The sequence below is a fragment of the Streptomyces sp. NPDC017520 genome, from assembly GCF_044329855.1.
Lineage (GTDB): Bacteria > Actinomycetota > Actinomycetes > Streptomycetales > Streptomycetaceae > Streptomyces.
The window spans coordinates 307,589-324,844 of record NZ_JBIRKB010000003.1 but is presented as its reverse complement, the minus strand read 5'-3'; the positions used below and the strand labels follow the sequence as shown (position 1 = coordinate 324,844).

Below are 17,256 nucleotides of genomic sequence, written 5' to 3'. Positions count from 1 at the left end.
CACAGCGAAGCCGACGCGCGATCCTTCGAGAATGCCAGCTTCCACACTCCGCGATGATCTCTCCGGCACGTCACAGAAATACGGAAAGGTGACATGGCAGAACGGAGACCATCTCGACCTGTCGCTGATCGGGGCCGATGAGGCGTACAGGGATCTGAGCCACGGCGGGTCCAGGGATTCGGGTTCAAGCCTCGTCATCACCGGCGCGCGTCTGGGCGAGATGGTGCACGCGGCAAGCCGGGGCCCGGCGACCGCCCCGGCCTGGCAGTTCACCGTGGAGGGCTACGAGACCCCGCTCAAGCAAGTGGTCGTCACGGCCCCCGAGTTGCCTGCATCCCCGATCAAGCCTGCCGGCCAGATGTCGGTGAGTGTGTTGGCTCCTCTGAGAGGGATCGCGGAAGTCGGCCGATCCGGGGCTTCGTTGACCGTACTCGCCAACCACGGGTCATGTGATGACGGACCTGTCGTGCGGGCTCTTGAGACGGAGAAGAGCGTGGTCCTGTCCGCTTCCGTGACCGGGGTCGAGGACGGTCCCTGTTCGAGCGAGATGAATGTGGCGTCCGTGAGCGTGAACCTCGACCGACCGGTCGACGGGCGCATCGTCCTCGACGCCTTCACGGGTCGGCCAGTGCGATACGAGACCCTCAACGGCCCCTCGGGATCTCCGTAGTTGCTGTGGCAGACTGCGTCAACTGAATGGTCCACACCGCGTGTATCAGGAGTCCGGCATGACGGCAGCGACGCCCCACCCCCCGATCGACACCAGCAAGCCCCACTCTGCCCGGGTCTACGACGCGCTGCTCGGCGGAAAGGACAACTACCCGGTGGACCAGCAGGTGGCCGAACTCCTGCCCGTCGAGGCGAAGGTCGGCGCCCGACAGCAGCGCTCCTTCATGAACCGCGCGACGGCCTGGCTGGCGGGCGAGGGCGTGACGCAGTTCCTGGACATCGGGACGGGCATCCCCACCGCGCCGAACCTGCACCAGACGGCCCAGGAGATCCGCCCCTCCGCCCGGGTCGTCTACTGCGACAACGACCCCATCGTCCTGCGCCACGCGGAAGCGCTGCTGGTCAGCCGCCCGGAGGGCATGACGGACTACGTCCACGCCGACGTCCGCGAGCCTGCGATCATCCTCGACGCCGCACGCGCGACCCTGGACTTCGACCGCCCGATAGCCCTGTCCCTGCTCGGCCTGCTCCACTTCCTCCCGGACGCCGAGGACCCGATCGGCATCGTCCGTACGTTCACGAACGCCATGGCACCCGGCAGTTACGTCGTGCTGTCCCACGGGGCGTCCGACGTGAACGAGGAGGTCGGACAGCAGAGCGAGGACGAGTACAAGAAGGGCGGCATCCAACTGGCCCTGCGGAGCCGCGAGGAGTTCTCGCGGTTCTTCGAGGGTCTGGAGATCGTCGCCCCCGGCCTGGTGCAGGCCCCGGAGTGGTTCAACGGCACGCCCGCGCCCACCCAGGAGTTCAGCGGCATCTACGTGGCCGTGGCCAGGGTCCCGTAACCGGGAGGCCTGTCAACGCCCCTCACCCGCCCGGGCCTCGGCGGCGACGAGCTCCCGCCAGGGCGGCCGGGGAGGCTCGGGGTCTGCCTCGGCACGGGCCAACGCCGCCGCCCAGTAGGCGCGTTGCTGCTCGCGGTAGCAGGGCCCGCACGTGGTGACCCACGACGCGTGCGGCCGGAACATGTGCTCCTCGCCGGGCCCGTCGCAGGCGAGCAGGGGCGGTGGCAGGGGCAGTGGTGACGCCGGGGGCGAGGGCTCCGCCGTCGCCCCCGGGTGCGGGGGCAGCTTCTCCGCGAGCCGGTGCGCCAGGAACCCGAAGGCCGAACGCACCCCGCCCTCCGGCAGCGCACTGCTCAGCGCCAGCCGCAGGTCCCCGGCGCTGACGCCCCGCCGCAGCCACTCGGCGGCGAGCGGGCCGAGCTTGCGGGCCTCGCGCACGCCGAGCGAGAGCTCACGCGTCTGGTGCCGCAGCGAGAGCAACACGCGCTCAGCGAGGAGAACTTCAGCCGGGTCCGGGGCTGGGGCTGGGCCCGGGGCTGGGTCCGGGTCCTGGCTCTGGTCCGGGCCCTGGCCCTGGTCCGGGCCCTGGTCCGGGTCGGGGCCCTGGTCCGGGTCGGGGCCTTGCCCTTGCCCCCGCTCCTGCTCCTGCTCCTGCTCCTGCTCCTGCGACTCACCTTCGGCCGCAACGACCGCTTCGGTGGGTGGGCGGGAAGAGTTTTCGCCCTGTTCTTCGTCTGCGGGTAATTGACCACCGGCCGTCCGACCGGTCGGCTCACCGACCGTCGGAGAGTGCGTACTCGGAGCGGGCCACACGTCCGGGGCGGCGGAAGCGCCCACGTTCTCGTACCCGTCGGCGGGAACACCGGCGCGGAGACGGGCGGCCTGATCAACCGTCAGCGGCTGGTTGCTGAACACCTGTACGGTGCGCCAGCGCCCACCGGCGAGGCTCTCCCGCTTCTCATGCACGTACCCGTGCGTCACGAGGTCGGACTTGGCCTTCTGGTAGGCACGACCGGTCATACGGAGAGCGCGGGCGTGCTCGCCCAGAGCCTTGTCGCGGTCCTCTTCGGGCAGCCCCTGGACGTAGAGGACCAGGACCTTCGCGTCGCTGCCGATACGCGGATGACGCACCAGACAGTTGGGGGCCTTCGTATAGCCCCGAGGGGGCGGGATAACATGCGAAAGCATCGCGGGTGGACTCCTGATCCACTAGTGGTGAAGGCCCTCGGGTAAGTGCTGATACACCCCCGGGGGCCGCCCTATGCGCCGCGAAAACCGAGCGCACAGAGCGTGATGACACGATTACGGTACCGCAGAGAGTGACCCACTCCGCACCCTCCGCCTTCATCACGTGCCAGAGATGTACATCTGCTACTTTTCTCGCATGAGCGAGCCCGTGACCGAGTCCATGGCAGAGGTACGCAAGCATCTCGCGGACGTCATCGACCGCGCCCGCCGTGATGAGACGCCAACGATCATCACCCGCCGAGGCAAGAGTGAAGCGGTCATCGTGGACATCGACGAATACCGACGCCTGCGCGAGACCGCCGAGCGGTACGAGGACGAATGGCTCAACCGACTCGCGGACGAGGCCGAGACCGAGACCGAGGGAACCGACGAATCGGTATCCCTGGAAGAGATGGCCGCACTCCTACGGTCGGCCAACTGACCCATGGGCCACGTCACACGATTCACAGCCCACGCACAACGTGACCTCCTCAAGATTCCCCTGCCGGAAGCCCGACGTATCCTCGCCCGCCTGGCCGACCTCCAGAAGGCCCTGGATACGGGAGACCTCGCCGCGTTCGACGTCAAGCCGCTCCAGGGCCACGAGGCACGATGGCGTCTCCGCGTAGGTGACTACCGGGCCGTCTACACCGTGGAGGACGGTCGGCTCATCGTCTGGGTGCTCGCCGTCGCCCATCGGCGCGAGATCTCCCGATCCCTCTGAGCCAGCCGTTCGGCCCCACGCCCCCTCGCCCGGCACCGAGCCGGAGCAGGGCCGGGCCGGGGTGATCAAATCGTTGCCGCCCCGCGCACAACCGCGCACCCCCCTCCCTGGTCTCCTGGTCAGCCGCGAGGAAAACCTCGGGCAGGCGCGTCTGCGCGCGCGGCCCCGGGCGGCTGGGGAGAGGACGGGTTCGACGTGAAGATCATGAAGCGAGCGACGCGGAGAGCGGTGGTGGCCGGTGCGGCCGCAGCCGTGTTCACCGGAGTGGCGGCCGTGCCGGCCGGGGCGGCGGAGGGCGGAGTCGCCTTCAGCCGGGTCACGGTGAACGGCGGGAAGCCGATCGTGATCGGGGTCAAGAAGGAGGTCGAGCTGTATGTGACCTTCCGGATGACGACCAAGCTCAAGCACAAGTCCCACCCGTCGGTGTTCCCCTACCGGGGCAAGCTCGGCTCCAGCGAGACGCTGTGGAATTCCATCCTCGTCAACGACTGCGTGGCCGTGAACAAGGCGAAAGGGATCTGCGACTTCGAGGAGTGGCTGACCATCGACCCGCGCCACTACGACTTCGGGAACGAGGACGCCGGCACCTGGAAGACCGCCGCGCAGCTGTACCTCCCCAAGGGTGCCGAGGACATCGACGACGAGAAGCTCCCGTTGCAGGTGAAGCGGGCCACCCGTGTCACGGTCAACGCCTCGCCGGAGCCGGTCGTGAAGGGGAAGACGATCACCGTGACCGGAAAGGTCAGCCGGGCGAACTGGGACACGCACACGTACCAGGGGTACGGGGGCCGCTCGGTGAGCCTTCAGTTCAAGGCGGCCGGCTCCTCCTCGTACAAGACGGTGAAGAAGGCGACGTCGAGCAAGACGGGGTCGCTGAAGACCACGGTGAAGGCCACCGGGGCGGGGACGTGGCGGTGGACGTACTACGGCAACACGACGGCCGGCGCGAGTTCGTCTTCCGGGGACCGGGTCGCCATCCGGTAGGCGCGGTCGGTCTGCTGGCGGTGACCGAGGAGAACCGCACCGGCTACACCACTTCGTCCTTCCGCCACTGGAACGCGGGCGAGGACACCACGGACGGGTGCGACACCCGGGCCGAGGTCCTCCTCGCCGAAGCGGTCGTCGCACCGACCGTGGGGTCCGGCTGCAAGCTGACCGGCGGCAGGTGGACGTCCTACTTCGACGGCCAGGAGGTCACCGACGCCGGGTCCCTGGACGTCGCCCACCTCGTCGCGCTCGCCGAGGCCTGGGATTCCGGCGCCTCCGCCTGGACGGCGGAGCAGCGGGAGGCCTACGCGAACGACCAGGGGGCGGACGTCTCCCTGGCCGCGGTGACGGCGCGCACCAACCGCCAGAAGGCGGACAAGGACCCGGCGGACTGGATGCCGCCGTCCCCGGAGGTCCAGTGCCGGTATGCGGGGGAATGGGTGGCGACCAAGCTCCGCTGGCAACTCACCGCGGACGACCGTGAGCTGGAGGCGCTGAAGGTGTACGCGGAGGGGCCCTGCGAGGACGCCATCGTCCGCTACACACCGGCCGTCTGACCGACCCGAGAACGACAAGCCGGCCCAGCCTCACTCCCTCACGGCGCACCCCGCCCGCAGCCAGGCCATCTCATGCAGCAACCCACCGTCCACGAAGGGGTCCTGGGCGGTGGGCCGCGACCGCCAGTCCAGCGGCCAGGTACCCCCGTCCAGCGCCGGAACCCCGACGAACGCGGCCCCGCGCGCGTTCCGGCTCATCGCCTCCACCCCGGGAGGCCACCGGTGCCCGGCGGCGGTGCCGGGCGCGAGCAGGAAGTACATGCTGCGCTCGCCGATACCGGAGCGGACGATGGGCCCGGCGTGGAAGTCGGTGAACTGCATGACCTCGTACGCGATTTCCTCACCGAGCAGCCCGATGGCGCGGACGGCGTCGAAGTGAATGCCGACGTGCCGGAGGGCGTGGCCGGCGGCGGGGATCCAGGAGGGCACCGGATCCGGTGAATTCTTCAGTTCCATGCGCTCAGCTTTGCCCCGAACACGTACCGTGACCAGAGTCACAGGCAAGCTGTGAACAGTGGTGTACATCCGAGGTGAGCCCGTGCACTCCAGTGATCAGCCTGAAAGCGCCGCCGAGATGTTCGGCCTGCTGCTCAGGCACTTTCGCGTGCTGGCCGGACTGTCCCAGGAGCAGTTGGGCAAACGGATCGGCTACTCCAAGTCGCAAGTGGCGATGGTGGAACGCGGAGCGCGACCGCCGAAGGGCGTGTTCGTACAGCGGGCGGACGAGGTGCTGGGTGCACAGGGTGCACTGATCGTCGCCGCGCCGAAGCCGCCGAAGAAGCGCAGCCCGCTGCCGGGCTGGTTCACGCCCTTCGCGGAAGAGGAGGAGAAGGCGTGGGCCAGGCACTCGTACGAGAACCAGGTCATCCCCGGCCTGCTCCAGACCGAGGCGTACGCGCGGGCGGTCTTCACGATCCACTACCCGACCTATGACGACGACGAGATCGAGCAGAAGGTCGCCGCACGGCTCGCACGGCAGAAGCTGCTGTCCCGCAGGCCGCTGCCCGACATCAGCTTCGTCCTGGAGATGATCGTGCTGACCCGGCCGATCGGCGGCCGCCGGGTGATGAAGGCCCAGCTCCACCACCTGGCCGACGTGGCGCGGCTCCGGCATGTGCGGATCCAGCTGATGGACCCGTACCGCGAGGATCACGCGGCGCTGGACGGCCCCTTCGTCCTGCTGGAGACCGACAAGCGCCAGCAGCTCGCTTATATCGAGGGGCAGGGCGGCAGCTTCTTCGTCACCGAACAACCGGAGCTGGGCAACCTGTTCGGCCAGTATGGCGTCACGCGGGCCCAGGCATACACTCCGGAGAGGACCCTGGAAACGATCGAGAAGATGGCAGAGGAACTATGAGCACCGATCTCCACTGGTTCAAGTCCAGCTACAGCGGCAGCGAGGGCGGCAACTGTGTCGAGGTCTCGCTCACCTGGTCCAAGTCCACCTACAGCGGCCCCCAGGGCGGCGACTGCGTCGAGGTCGCCACCTGCCCCCACACCGTCCACGTCCGCGACTCCAAGGACCTCACCGTCCCCGCGCTCGCCATCTCCCCCGCCTCCTGGGCGCCCTTCGTGGAGTTCGCCGCCTCCTGAGCGACGCCGGGGCGGTGGTCACCGGGACCCGCTCACCCGCGCGGTGTTGCGGGCAGGACGGCGGTGTGACGCCGGCCGTCGTCACGGCACGGCCCCGCCGACCGTGAAGGCGTCCAAGACGGGTACGTGGCGCTGGGTGTGGTGCGGCAACACCACCACCGGGGCGCCAACTTCGTCCGAGGACAACGTCGTGGTGAAGTGATGCCCGCGCTGCGGGCGGGTGGGGGCCGGGCCGGCGGTAATGGATGGCTGCGACCGCCAAGGTGTCGGGTCCACCATCATCGTGGCGGACCCGAGGCCTTGCGTCCTGGCCGACCGCGAGCGGTGACTGGTGTCGCATCAGGCAACGTTTCCCTGTTGCGACGTGGCGTGCCGTTCGGATGCCGACTCGGACGGCGAGGTGTCGCAGGTGATGTGGTTGGTAGAACGAGTACGCGCCACGCGAAATCGATAACGCTGAAGCGTGACGCCTGCTGGTTCCGTTATCGACGGGCGGTCTCCTGCACGCTGAGCAACAACCCGCCCTCCATCACGGCAGTCACCACCCGCACGTCCACGATGGAACCGTCCACGATGTGGCGCTCCAGGAACCGGCACACCTCGGGGGTGATGCGGGTTACTTCCTCGACTTGGATCGACAAACCAGGCTGGCCGCCGCCCGCACCGCGCAGGGATTCTCTCAGCGTCTCAAGGTCGAGGATCGCTCCATCTGTCGTCACGAGCATGAAGGACTCGTGGTGTGCGCCCAGGAATGCGTCGAGGCTTTCGGCCTCTTCGTCCCTCAGCCACGCAGTCAGCTGGTCGTGGTGACGGGCCAAGAAGTTTCCGTTCATTCCCAAACTGTGGCAGCTAAACCTACCGACCGGCGGGCAGAGGCAGGCAGGCAGGCAGGCAGGCAGGCAGGCAGGCAGGCAGGCAGGCAGCGATATCACGCCAGGGCGGACCTCGCCTGATGCGGCACTAGGCGATGTCCAGCTTGCGTCGTTCCCGCTTGTTGGGATGGCGGATGACCACTCCGCCCATGGTGCCGGACCCGGTGAGCCGGATCAGCGGAGTTCCCGGGAGCCGGTCGGAGGTGGTCTTGTCCGTCAGGCCGCCGACGCCGGGGTCGATGCCGCTGGTGTCCGCGACCCAGCCGTCGGGGATGACGACCGTGACACCGGATGCCTCCGCGTACGCCTCCACGACGACCTCCGCGAGACGGCACTCGACCCGGGTGAAGTCCAGGGTCACACCCCCCACGCCTCCGTGAGCGATCACGTGTCCCGGAACGTCCCAGCGCCCGGGGCCCAGGGACGCACCAAACATGCCACCCCTCAGCACCAGTGGCGACCGGCTCCCTGCTGCGGAGGACGAGGAGGTGGCCGAGGCGGCGGCGGACGCGGAGTGCGGCACCGGCAAGTCGGCTGTGAGGAAGTCCAGTTCGCCGTGGGTCTTGGCCGTCAGCGCCAGCTCCAGGCGTGAATCCAGCTCATCGAAATCGATGCGCCCCTCGGCCGCCGCATCACGCAGCCGCTCCACCACGGCTTCCCGGTCGTCGTGAGAGGCACGAATTCCACCTGGAGGAACGGGGCGCGGAGAGGGCTCCGGAAACTGGGCTGTCATAGCCGCAAGGATAGGCAGTCGGTGCGGCGTCTGCGTATGGACAGTCCTCAATGTCCACGCGCTCGCCGGGGCCCCCGAGACGGCAGACAGCCTCGGGGGATTCGCCGATTCCTGAGCAACGCTGGGAGTGGGTGACTGCCGATCCCCTGCAACCATCGAGCTGTCCGCCCACGCGCGGTCAGGACGAGGGGGCGGGGTCGGGCACCGGGGTCTCGGCGGACCAGAAGTCGGAACGGACGTTGGGGGTAGGAATCTCGCCCTCGTACGTACGACCGTTCGCCACCCGCTTGGGCACGGCCACCTTCGACTCGCCCACGCAGGGGCTCGTAACCTGGAAGAACGCCTGCCCTTTGTAACCGAAACTGGCCCTGATGCCGAAGCCGTCCGGGGACCTGACGATGATCGAAGGCATCTCCCTGCTCGGACTCACCGTCTTGATCCGATAGCCGTTCGCCTTCCAGAAACGCTCCACCACGCCCAAGAAGTTGCCCCGGCGCTGCTCGGAGATGACCGTCATCACCGTCCAGTACCGCGTCACATCACAGCTGCCGGTCGTCGTCGCACGGTGAACCCATTCGATCTCCGGTGTGATCTCCCCGACCGTCGCGTAAAGGATCGCGTCGGCGCGCTCCGCAGCCCCCTGCATGTCCATGCCTGCCACTGCCTCTCCATCGCTCTTGGCATCGCCCAAGAGTCCGCATCCGGCGAGCAGCGCGCCGGTCACCACCGCACAGGCCAGGCGAATGGTAGGTGTGATGTGCCTCATCGGTACTCCTCCCTCACGATGTCCTCCGGGCGTCCGCCGACGATTTTTGCAATGTTCAACGCCGACACATCGCCCAGCTCCGGATTGAAGTACTGGGAGTGAGCATCGAACTTTCCGGCTTCGAGAACCATCCTGGGCCCGTCGTCGACCTCGAAGCGCTGCGCTCCGAAGGCCTCACTCGCCGGGTCCTTGCCGAAGTACAGGTCGTCGTTGCCGACGTCGAAGAGGTCACCCGTCCTCCGTACCGCCTCCGGGCCTCCCAGTGCCCAGGCGGGCCCCGCGCCGAGCGCCACTTCGCCCTTCGTGGGCAGGTGGGTGACCGGGTCGTTGTCGACGGCGCCGACGAACACATGGTCCTTTGCCACGCCGAGTTCCGTCGCCTTCTGTGCATCGACGCCAGGACTGCCTAGCAGAATCACATCATCGACGCCCGGAATCCCGCCGGATTCCTTGGCGGCCGTGCCCACGGTGAGGGAGCGTCGTAGCCCAGCCAGATGATCGAGGCAGTGGACGGGTCCACCTCCTTGGCCCCAATGGTCGTGTCTTGGGCCCGCTTCATCGTCCCCTCGACGAAGTCGCCGTCGAGCTTGGTGCCGAGACCGGGGACGTACGCCGCGACATGCCCACTTCGCCCGTGTCTACGTAGTCCCTATCAACTGACCGGCCCCGCGTTAGGGTGCTCGCTCGCGTCGGCCCCGGCGCCGCCCTTCCCCCGTGGGGCGGGGCCGGGGCCGATCCGTGTCTCGGACCTCGGGCTCACTCGTCGTTGCCGTCGTCATCGTCGTCGAGATTGACGGCTTCCGGGTCGCGCAGCGGGCGCAGGCCGTCGATCGGCTGGGAGGCGGTGAAGCTGTAGCGGCCCAGGACGTTCAGTTTCTTGTGCTTGAGCGGGGACAGCCGGGCCACGTCCTCGTCGCGGATCTCGTGACCTCGGCGCGGAGCTGGGCGACGGCGGCGTCGATGTACCTCGTCGTCCACAGAACGACCGCATTCAAGACGAGACCCAGCGAGCCCCACTGATCTTCCCTCCCGTCCCGGTATGCCTGGTGGATGGTGCCCTTCTTGCCGTGACACATGTCGCGGGCCAGTTTGTGGCGGGACTCCTGGACGGTGAGCTGCTTGTGTATCTGGCGCCGGTAGGTGTCGTCCTTCACCCCGCCGTCCAGGTTCAGCAGCACGTCCAGGATGAACAGGGAGTCGCGCGGGGTGCCGGGCGCCACCACCTGCGCGATGCCGATCACCTGGTCATTGATCGCGTTGAGCCAGGACGGACCACCGGCGCGCCCGGACGGCCGGACAGGTGATCGTCTGTCCGGATCGCCGCAATTGGCGTCACGGCCGTCTGGGAAGGGGCGCATGAACGATCAACGGAATGTCGCGGAAGCCTGGCGCGGCCTCACCGGCCCCTGGCGGCCGACGCAGATCAGCGCACCGGGTCACCGTGCGCTCAAGGCCTCATGCCGAACTCAGGGCGGGCCGGCCGCCCCACCGGCGGGGGAAGGGGGTGTTCGCCCCGAACTGGTTGCCCTCCCGCCCTCACGCCCTTCGCCCTGTCGTGGGCATGGAGCAAGGCTGGCTACTGGTCTTCCCGGTCCGGAGCGGTGGACCGTACCAGCGAGACGGGCTCCGTCTGCTGGTTGGAGGCGGAGACGCGCGTGGTGTGGCGGGTGAGGCGCATGCCCATGGCCGTGAGGACATCCGTGTCGTAGAGCGCGCACAGGAGCGCCGCCGCGGCGGGCAGCGACAGCGGGATGGCCGGATCGTGCCCGAGCAGGGCGGCCGTGTCCGGGTCGTCGAGGGCGGCCTGGTCCGCGTGGGCGAGTACCTGGCGGGGGTCGTCGACGACGAGCTCGTCGATCTGGATCCGCTGGGCGCGAACGCGCAGGTCGAGGGGGCGGGCCGGGGCGGGCCTCGGGATCCCGACCACGGACCGAAGCTTCGGGTGGGACGGGCGGTTCAGGTGGGTCACGTCGGTCAGGTGGGTCACGTCGGTCAGGTCGGTCAGGTCGGTCAGGTTGTTCATGCGGTGGGCTCCAGAGAACGGGCCGCCGGAACGACGGTGCGCGGAACGGCAGTGCACGGAACGGCTGGGGCGGGGGCTGGGCCGGGGCGGGGCTGGGGTGAGCGCTGCTCGGCTGAGTGCTGCTGGGGCGGGGGCTGAGGTGGGCACTGCTGCTGGGGCCGAGAGTGGGGGCTGGCTGCGCACGGCGTTGGGGTTGGGGACAAGATCGGTCCGGTCTCGCCGAGTTGGCTTGTGGTCGGGTCGGACATGCTTACCTTGAGAGCGCCGTGCGACCGTCGCAAGGTGCGCTGTGTGCACTGTGCGCAGACTGCGCGGAATGTCGGATAGATCGAGCCGAAAACGGGACCGGAGCGGACCGGAGCGGGACCGGAGAGGGAGGGGAAGCCGTGGCGCGCGAGAGGTCGGGGCGGACGGCGCGGCATCTGGTCCTCGTGGCCCGCCTGCGGCGACTGCGGGAGGGCGCCGGCCTTTCCGTCCCCCAGGCCGCCGCGCAGCTGGGGTGGCATCCCACGACGCTGCGGCGGCTGGAACAGGCGCAGACCTCCCTCGACGTGGGACAGGTGTCCGCCCTGCTCGCCACCTACGGGGCGGGCCCGGCGGAGGCCGACGACATCATGGGGCGTCTCAACTCGGCCAACATGCCCGGCTGGTGGCATCCGTGGCGCGATGCGATGGCACCGTGGCTGATGGACCTGATGAGCGTGGAGTCGGCGGCCGGCGTCGTACGCACCTGGGACCCGGCGCTGGTTCCGCTGCTGCTGCGGACCCCGGCCTACGCGATGGCCGTGGACGAGATCAGGTGCCCCGACCGGGACGCGGCCGGGCGGCAGCGTCGGGCGGACTTCCTGGTCGAGCGTCAGAAGCGGCTCCAGGAACAGCAGACACGGCTCTGGGCCGTGCTCCCCGTCACCGCGCTGCGCGTCCGGGTGGGCGGCGACGACGTGATGCGTGAGCAGCTCAGGAGCGTCCAACAGCTGGCGCAACGGGGCGATGTGACGGTGCAACTGCACCCCGAGTACGCTCCGCCGCACCCGCTGACCGGTGTTCCGGCGCTGACCCTCTACCGGGTGGAGACCCGGGAGATCGCGGACCATGTGGTGCGGGAGGGCGGGCTCCCCGGCACGGCGGAGGTGTGGGACAGCCCCCACCCCGTGCAGACGTATCAGGGAATGCTGGACGTGTCGTGCGTGATGGCGATGCGGCCGGCCCGAACAGGAGAGGTGTTACAGGATGAGTACGACCGGAAATGGGCCTGAACTGCCCGCGCAGATCGATACGAGCGTCGCGCACTCCGCACGCGTCTGGAACTACTGGCTCGGCGGCAAGGACAACTTCCCGGCGGACCGGTCGGCGGGCGACGCCTACCGTGAGAAGTACCCGCTGATCGAGACGTTCGCGAAGGAGTCGCGGGACTTCCTCCGCCGTACGGTCACCCACCTCGCCCGGGACGCCGGAATCCGCCAGTTCCTCGACGTGGGCGCCGGGTTGCCCACCGCGAACAACACCCACGAGGTGGCCCAGCGGATAGCCCCGGACTCCCGGATCGTCTACGTCGACCACGACCCCCTGGTGCTCCTGCACGTACACGCGCTGCTGACCAGCACCCCCGAGGGGGCCACCGCCTACGTCGAGGCGGACATGCGCGACACCGAGACCGTGCTCACCGGGGCGGCCAAGACCCTGGACCTGACGCGGCCCGTCGCCCTCGTGATCAGTGACGTCCTCGGGCACATCGTGGACTGGGACGACGCCCTGTCCCTGGTGCGGCGGCTGGTGGACCGCCTGCCCTCCGGCAGCTACCTCTCGCTCAGCCACTCCACCGCGTCCGACGACGCCCACCGCGCCGTTCAGGACGAGTACAACGCGAGCGGGGCGATCCCGTACATCTTCCGGGAGCCGGAGACCACGATCGCGTTCTTCGAGGGACTGGAGATGGTGGAGCCGGGCATGGTGTCCTGGCCGAACTGGCGGCCCGACGCGAACACCGGTACCACCACGGCCCGGGCCGGGTGGGGCGCGGTCGCCCGCATTCCCTGACCCACGTCCGCAACTGGCGTGCCGCGCACGGGACTTCCCCGCGCGCGGTGCGCACGGCCCGCAGAGGCTCGCCCATGAGCAGCACAGGCACGACCGGCCACGGGGCCACCGGCCCGCGGGGCGCCCGCAACGAGCGGGAGGCGGCGGACCGGCTGCTGGGGGCGGCGACCCGGTCCGGTGAGCACCTGATCGCCGAGGCCGCGTCCCTGGTCCAGGGGTGGGCGGTGCTGGCCGACCCCATCGCCGGGGCCGTCTACAGCACCCCCGCGTCCGCGGCAGCCGACGGCGTACACGCGGCCGCCGCGCCGCTGGAACACCCGCACTGCACGCAGTACCCGGCGGCCGGAGCCGTCCTCGTCCTGGCCCCGGGACCCGCCGTGCCCCCGGAGCACGCCTGCCACGTCGCCACGACCACCGCGGCCCTCCTGGAGGTGCGCGGCCGGCGGGCGGCGGAGCTGCGGGGCGAACAGATGCGGCTGCACACCACGCTCATCCAGCTGCTGCTGGCGGGCCACACCGCCGCCGTCACCGAGGCCCTCGGCGGGAACAGGCTCACGCATGTCGAGGCCCTCGGCGGGAACAGGCTCACGCATGTCACGGTCTACCGGCTCTCCGGCCCCGACCTGCCCACCGCCCACGAGGTGCTCTGGCGGGCCGCCCGCCCCTCCCTCGCCCCGCACGCCGACGCCTGCACCCTGATCGGCCGGCCGGAGGGCGAGCTGGTCGTCGCCGAGCTCCACCACGGCGGCGACGACGGGCGGATCCTGCGCCTGGTCTCCCGGCTGAGCGAGCGGCACCACCTGCTCGCGGGCATGGCCGGGCCCCTGCCCCTGGCCGAGATGTGCACCGCCCACAGCGACGCCGCCGCCGCCCGGCACAGTGCCACCGCTGACCGCCGTATCGTCCCCGCCGACGCCGTGGGCACCTCCCGGCTCGCCCCTCTCCTGCCCGCCGCCCCGTACGCCCGGTGGGCGGCAGCCGTGCTGCGCCCGCTGTCCCCGGACCACCAGCACCTGCTCCTGGTCTGGCTCCGCACCGGCAGTAAGCCCCGTGCCGCCGCCGCGCTCGGCCTGTCCGCCGGTACGGTCCGGGCCCGGATACGCGACCTGTCCCGGCTGCTCGGCGCGGACCTGGAGGACGCCACCGTGCGGGCGCATCTGCTGCTCGCCCTCCGGGCCCCGGCCCCCGACCCCGACCCCGACGACAGTGGTAGCGGTAGCGGAAGCGGTCCTGCCCGGCTGGAGACGCTGCCGCCCGGTCTCCTGGACACCGAGGCAGTCCGGAGCTGGGCCGTCCGCCTGGTCGGCGGTCTGGAGCCGCATCTGCGGATCGCCCTGGCCTGCTGGCTGCGGCACCACGCCCGAACCGCCCCCGCCGCGGCCGAACTGCACGTCCACCGCACCACCCTGGCCGGCTGGCTCACCCAGTGCGCCGAACACCTCGCGCGCAACCTCGCCGACGCCACCGTGCGCGCCGAGGTCCACCTCGCGCTGAAGGCCACCCGGAACGGCCCCGACGACCCGGCGGCCCTCCCTCGGCGCGGTGGCCGCACCTACCGCCCCCTGTGACCGGAATCGGGCGGGCAGCCCCGAGAGGGTGAAGCCGGTGAAGCCGTTACGCGCCGAGGCGGCGCACGCCACGCGGTAGCGGTAGCGGGCGGCGGCCCTGCGCACCGCCAGTTCTCAGCAGCCGACGGCCAGGGCATCGATCAGGCGGCCCAGCTGCGCCGGCGCCTGGAGGTGGGCCATGTGCCCCTGGCCGGGCAGCTCATGGACCTTGGCACGGGGGACGCGCCGCGCGACGTCGTCGAACGACGTTCCATAGGGGGCCGTTCCGCGACTGGCCCCGCCGACGATCAGGTCGACGCGGTCCGCCCGCAGGGCGAGGGCGTCCGGCGCGGGCTCCTCGTACAGCGCGGCCAGCTCGGCGTACAGCGGCCCGGCCAGGCGGCGCAGCGTCGCCCACACCTCGGGGTCGGCCCGCAGCGTGTCGACGACCGCCCCGTCGAGGCCCGCGATCCGCCGGTGCACGATCTCCACCGCCGCGTCCCGGTCCCCCGCCTCCTGCGCCGCCTTCAGATCCGGTAGCACGTCGAGGCCGAACGGGCGCATCACCGGCTCGTAGGCGATCACCTGGCGCAGGGGCCGTTCGTCGGCGGTCCGCAGGGCGATCAGGCCACCGTAGCTCCAGCCGAAGAGCGCCTGGGCTCCGCCCAGTTCGTCCAGTACCGCACCAAGGTCGGCCACCTCGGTCCGCAGTGAGTACGCGCTGGTCAGCGGCCCCGAGGGCGCGCGGCCCCGGCGGTTGACGACCGCCACCGACGGCCAGGCGTCGACGGCGGTCGCGACGGCGCGCCACTCGAGGGCATCGCTCATCGCCCCCGGGACGACGACGAGGCCCGGAGCGTCCGGCTCCCCGTACACGTCGACCGTGATCCAGCTGCCGTCGCCCGCCTCGCCCACCGAAAGTCTTTTCCGAATCGATTGCTCCATAAAGCCATTATGGTGCGATCGCTCTACAATGCAAGGGTGCCCCAGCCGAAACGTGGACGCCCACGAGCGTTCGACCGCGACCGCGCCCTCCTCGACGCCGCCCGCCTCTTCTGGCGACGCGGGTACTCGGGGACCTCGACCCGCGACCTGACCGCACTGCTCGGGCTCTCCACCTCCAGCCTCTACGGCGCCTTCGGCAGCAAGGCCGGCCTGTTCGAGGAGGCGGTACGGACCTACGCGGAGCGCTACCGCGAGATCTACCACCAGGCGCTCGCGGCAACGGACTTCCGCACCGCCGTCGAACGCGTCCTCGTCGACTCCGTCCACGAGTTCACCCGGCCCGACGACGAGCACCCCGGCTGCCTGCTCAGCAGCGCCGCCATGGCCGACAGCACCAGCACCCTCGACACCAGCGCCTACTTCGCCGAACTCCAGGACTCCAACGAACGGGCTCTCCGTGCCCGCGTCGAACGAGCTGTCCAGGAAGGGGAACTGCCCGCCGACACGGACGCGGAGGCCCTGACGGGGCTCGTCCAGTCCGTCTGGCACGGGCTGTCGGCACGGGCCAATCTCGGTACGGGCCGCGAGGATCTGCTCGCGACGGCACGGCTCGCCCACGAGCTGATCTGCGGACGCCGGGCGTCGTCCGCGTGACCCGCGCGGCGGCCGGCCCGGACGGGGGAGGTCGCACCCCACCGCGCCGCACCCCGGGTCAACGGTCCGCCCGCAGCTCAGCGCAGGCGCAACGGTGTCGCCCGCGTGTCCGGAAAGGCCATTGACGTACGCGTACGAGTCACGAAGGATCACCGCGTGACGACCTCCGTACAGCCATCACCCGCCCCCGGACCGACCCGCCCCGTCGCCCTGATCACCGGCGTCGGCCGCAGCATCGGCATCGGCGCGGGCATCGCGCGCCGGCTGGCGGCCACCGGCTGGGACGTCGCCTTCACCTACTGGACGCCCTACGACCGCCGCATGGACTGGGGCGCCGAGCCGGGGGCCGCCGCGTCCATCGAGAAGGAACTGGCGGAGGCAGGGGCCCGTACGGCGGCGATCGAGGCGGACCTGACCGACCCCGACGCGCCGACGCGCATCTTCGACGAGGCTGAACAGCGCCTCGGCGGACCGGTGACCGCACTCGTCCTCTCGCACGCGGAGTCGGTGGACTCGGGGCTGCTGGACACCACCGTGGAGGCGTTCGACCGGCACTTCGCGGTGAACGCGCGGGCCAGTTGGCTCCTGATTCGCGAGTACGGGCTGCGCTTCCGCGGCGTGCCCGGCACCGAGCCCGGCACCCCGACAGGCAGGATCGTCGCGCTCACCAGCGACCACACCGTGGGCAACCTTCCCTACGGGGCGAGCAAGGGGGCCCTGGACCGCATCACGCTGGCCGCCGCGCACGAGCTGGCCCACCTCGGGGTGACCGCGAACGTCGTCAACCCCGGCCCGGTGGACACCGGCTGGATGAACGACGAGCTGCGCGAGGCCCTGGTGCGGGACACCCCGCTCGGCCGTCTCGGCACCCCGCAGGACACCGCCCACCTGGTGGGTTTCCTGTGCTCCCCCGAAGGCCAGTGGGTCAATGGCCAGTCGCTGAAGAGCAACGGCGGCGCGGCCTCCTAGGCTCGATCCGTACGCCGATCGCCGAGGCGCGAACCGGCACCTCAAGCCAGTGCGTCCGAGCAGGACGTAACGTCTAATCTGGCGTGGTCCATGTAGTGCACAGGGGGT

General features: G+C 70.3%; 19 protein-coding genes and 3 pseudogenes. 13 read left to right on the top strand and 9 right to left on the bottom strand.

Annotated elements, in window-relative coordinates; translation table 11 throughout:
• Nucleotides 1–31 precede the first annotated feature (31 nt).
• Both ACH4KB_RS09280 and ACH4KB_RS09275 read left to right on the top strand, forming a co-directional pair.
• Nucleotides 32–670, top strand: coding sequence for a hypothetical protein (locus ACH4KB_RS09280; protein ID WP_398065195.1), 639 nt, complete (start codon nt 32–34; stop codon nt 668–670).
• Between the two features lie 58 nt (nt 671–728).
• Nucleotides 729–1,514 carry an SAM-dependent methyltransferase gene (locus tag ACH4KB_RS09275; RefSeq protein WP_398065193.1) on the top strand — a complete coding sequence of 262 codons (786 nt, stop codon included), beginning with the start codon at nt 729–731 and terminating at the stop codon, nt 1,512–1,514.
• A gap of 12 nt (nt 1,515–1,526) precedes the next feature.
• On the opposite strand, the gene ACH4KB_RS09270 is transcribed toward ACH4KB_RS09275, so the two are convergent.
• Nucleotides 1,527–2,702: a hypothetical protein gene (locus ACH4KB_RS09270; protein ID WP_398065191.1), complete on the bottom strand. Its 1,176-nt coding sequence runs from the start codon at nt 2,700–2,702 to the stop codon at nt 1,527–1,529.
• A 196-nt stretch (nt 2,703–2,898) separates the two neighbouring features.
• Here ACH4KB_RS09270 and ACH4KB_RS09265 point away from each other — a divergent pair, with 196 nt between their 5' ends.
• The 4 genes and pseudogenes from ACH4KB_RS09265 to ACH4KB_RS09250 all read left to right on the top strand — a co-directional run.
• Nucleotides 2,899–3,183, top strand: a complete 285-nt coding sequence (locus ACH4KB_RS09265; RefSeq protein ID WP_398065189.1) for a type II toxin-antitoxin system Phd/YefM family antitoxin — start codon at nt 2,899–2,901, stop codon at nt 3,181–3,183.
• Nucleotides 3,184–3,186: 3 nt separating this feature from the next.
• Nucleotides 3,187–3,465: a type II toxin-antitoxin system RelE/ParE family toxin gene (locus ACH4KB_RS09260; protein WP_398065188.1), complete on the top strand. Its 279-nt coding sequence runs from the start codon at nt 3,187–3,189 to the stop codon at nt 3,463–3,465.
• Nucleotides 3,466–3,669: 204 nt separating this feature from the next.
• The gene (locus ACH4KB_RS09255) at nt 3,670–4,449 is read left to right on the top strand and encodes a hypothetical protein (RefSeq protein ID WP_398065619.1); all 780 of its coding nucleotides are present in this window, start codon (nt 3,670–3,672) and stop codon (nt 4,447–4,449) included.
• Nucleotides 4,450–4,451: 2 nt separating this feature from the next.
• Nucleotides 4,452–5,009: pseudogene (locus tag ACH4KB_RS09250) on the top strand (HNH endonuclease family protein); the annotation flags it as partial.
• A gap of 30 nt (nt 5,010–5,039) precedes the next feature.
• Here ACH4KB_RS09250 and ACH4KB_RS09245 read toward each other — a convergent pair.
• A complete protein-coding gene (locus ACH4KB_RS09245) occupies nt 5,040–5,465 on the bottom strand; it encodes a hypothetical protein (protein WP_398065186.1) in 426 nt (141 codons plus the stop codon).
• A gap of 82 nt (nt 5,466–5,547) precedes the next feature.
• Here ACH4KB_RS09245 and ACH4KB_RS09240 point away from each other — a divergent pair, with 82 nt between their 5' ends.
• Both ACH4KB_RS09240 and ACH4KB_RS09235 read left to right on the top strand, forming a co-directional pair.
• On the top strand, nt 5,548–6,366 hold the full coding sequence (locus tag ACH4KB_RS09240; protein WP_398065184.1) for a helix-turn-helix domain-containing protein: 819 nt from the start codon (nt 5,548–5,550) through the stop codon (nt 6,364–6,366).
• On the top strand, nt 6,363–6,602 hold the full coding sequence (locus ACH4KB_RS09235; protein WP_398065182.1) for a DUF397 domain-containing protein: 240 nt from the start codon (nt 6,363–6,365) through the stop codon (nt 6,600–6,602). The genes ACH4KB_RS09240 and ACH4KB_RS09235 overlap by 4 nt, the downstream gene beginning before the upstream one ends.
• A 482-nt stretch (nt 6,603–7,084) precedes the next feature.
• On the opposite strand, the gene ACH4KB_RS09230 is transcribed toward ACH4KB_RS09235, so the two are convergent.
• The 6 genes and pseudogenes from ACH4KB_RS09230 to ACH4KB_RS09205 form a co-directional block, all read right to left on the bottom strand.
• Nucleotides 7,085–7,435 (bottom strand): hypothetical protein, encoded by a 351-nt coding sequence (locus tag ACH4KB_RS09230; protein WP_398065181.1) that lies wholly within the window; start codon nt 7,433–7,435, stop codon nt 7,085–7,087.
• 127 nt (nt 7,436–7,562) lie between these two features.
• Complete coding sequence (locus tag ACH4KB_RS09225; RefSeq protein WP_398065179.1) at nt 7,563–8,207, bottom strand: DUF1707 domain-containing protein; 645 nt, start codon at nt 8,205–8,207, stop codon at nt 7,563–7,565.
• A gap of 178 nt (nt 8,208–8,385) precedes the next feature.
• The gene (locus tag ACH4KB_RS09220) at nt 8,386–8,973 is read right to left on the bottom strand and encodes a hypothetical protein (RefSeq protein WP_398065177.1); all 588 of its coding nucleotides are present in this window, start codon (nt 8,971–8,973) and stop codon (nt 8,386–8,388) included.
• Nucleotides 8,970–9,601: pseudogene (locus ACH4KB_RS09215) on the bottom strand (alpha/beta hydrolase); the annotation flags it as partial. The gene ACH4KB_RS09220 and the pseudogene ACH4KB_RS09215, both read right to left, overlap by 4 nt.
• 128 nt (nt 9,602–9,729) lie before the next feature.
• A pseudogene (locus ACH4KB_RS09210) lies at nt 9,730–10,259 on the bottom strand (Tn3 family transposase); the annotation flags it as partial.
• Nucleotides 10,260–10,549: 290 nt separating this feature from the next.
• Nucleotides 10,550–10,996: a hypothetical protein gene (locus ACH4KB_RS09205; protein ID WP_398065175.1), complete on the bottom strand. Its 447-nt coding sequence runs from the start codon at nt 10,994–10,996 to the stop codon at nt 10,550–10,552.
• 386 nt (nt 10,997–11,382) lie between these two features.
• Between ACH4KB_RS09205 and ACH4KB_RS09200 the strand changes: the two genes are divergently transcribed.
• From ACH4KB_RS09200 to ACH4KB_RS09190, 3 genes are all read left to right on the top strand, one after another.
• A complete protein-coding gene (locus ACH4KB_RS09200; protein ID WP_398065173.1) occupies nt 11,383–12,252 on the top strand; it encodes a helix-turn-helix domain-containing protein in 870 nt (289 codons plus the stop codon).
• Nucleotides 12,227–13,033, top strand: coding sequence for an SAM-dependent methyltransferase (locus ACH4KB_RS09195; protein ID WP_398065171.1), 807 nt, complete (start codon nt 12,227–12,229; stop codon nt 13,031–13,033). Before ACH4KB_RS09200 ends, ACH4KB_RS09195 begins: the two co-directional genes overlap by 26 nt.
• A 74-nt stretch (nt 13,034–13,107) precedes the next feature.
• Nucleotides 13,108–14,601: a helix-turn-helix domain-containing protein gene (locus ACH4KB_RS09190; RefSeq protein ID WP_398065169.1), complete on the top strand. Its 1,494-nt coding sequence runs from the start codon at nt 13,108–13,110 to the stop codon at nt 14,599–14,601.
• A 114-nt stretch (nt 14,602–14,715) separates the two neighbouring features.
• On the opposite strand, the gene ACH4KB_RS09185 is transcribed toward ACH4KB_RS09190, so the two are convergent.
• Complete coding sequence (locus ACH4KB_RS09185) at nt 14,716–15,525, bottom strand: alpha/beta fold hydrolase (protein ID WP_398065167.1); 810 nt, start codon at nt 15,523–15,525, stop codon at nt 14,716–14,718.
• Between the two features lie 36 nt (nt 15,526–15,561).
• Between ACH4KB_RS09185 and ACH4KB_RS09180 the strand changes: the two genes are divergently transcribed.
• Nucleotides 15,562–16,179 (top strand): TetR/AcrR family transcriptional regulator, encoded by a 618-nt coding sequence (locus tag ACH4KB_RS09180; protein ID WP_398065165.1) that lies wholly within the window; start codon nt 15,562–15,564, stop codon nt 16,177–16,179.
• Nucleotides 16,180–16,335: 156 nt separating this feature from the next.
• Complete coding sequence (locus ACH4KB_RS09175; protein WP_398065163.1) at nt 16,336–17,148, top strand: SDR family oxidoreductase; 813 nt, start codon at nt 16,336–16,338, stop codon at nt 17,146–17,148.
• Nucleotides 17,149–17,256 lie beyond the last annotated feature (108 nt).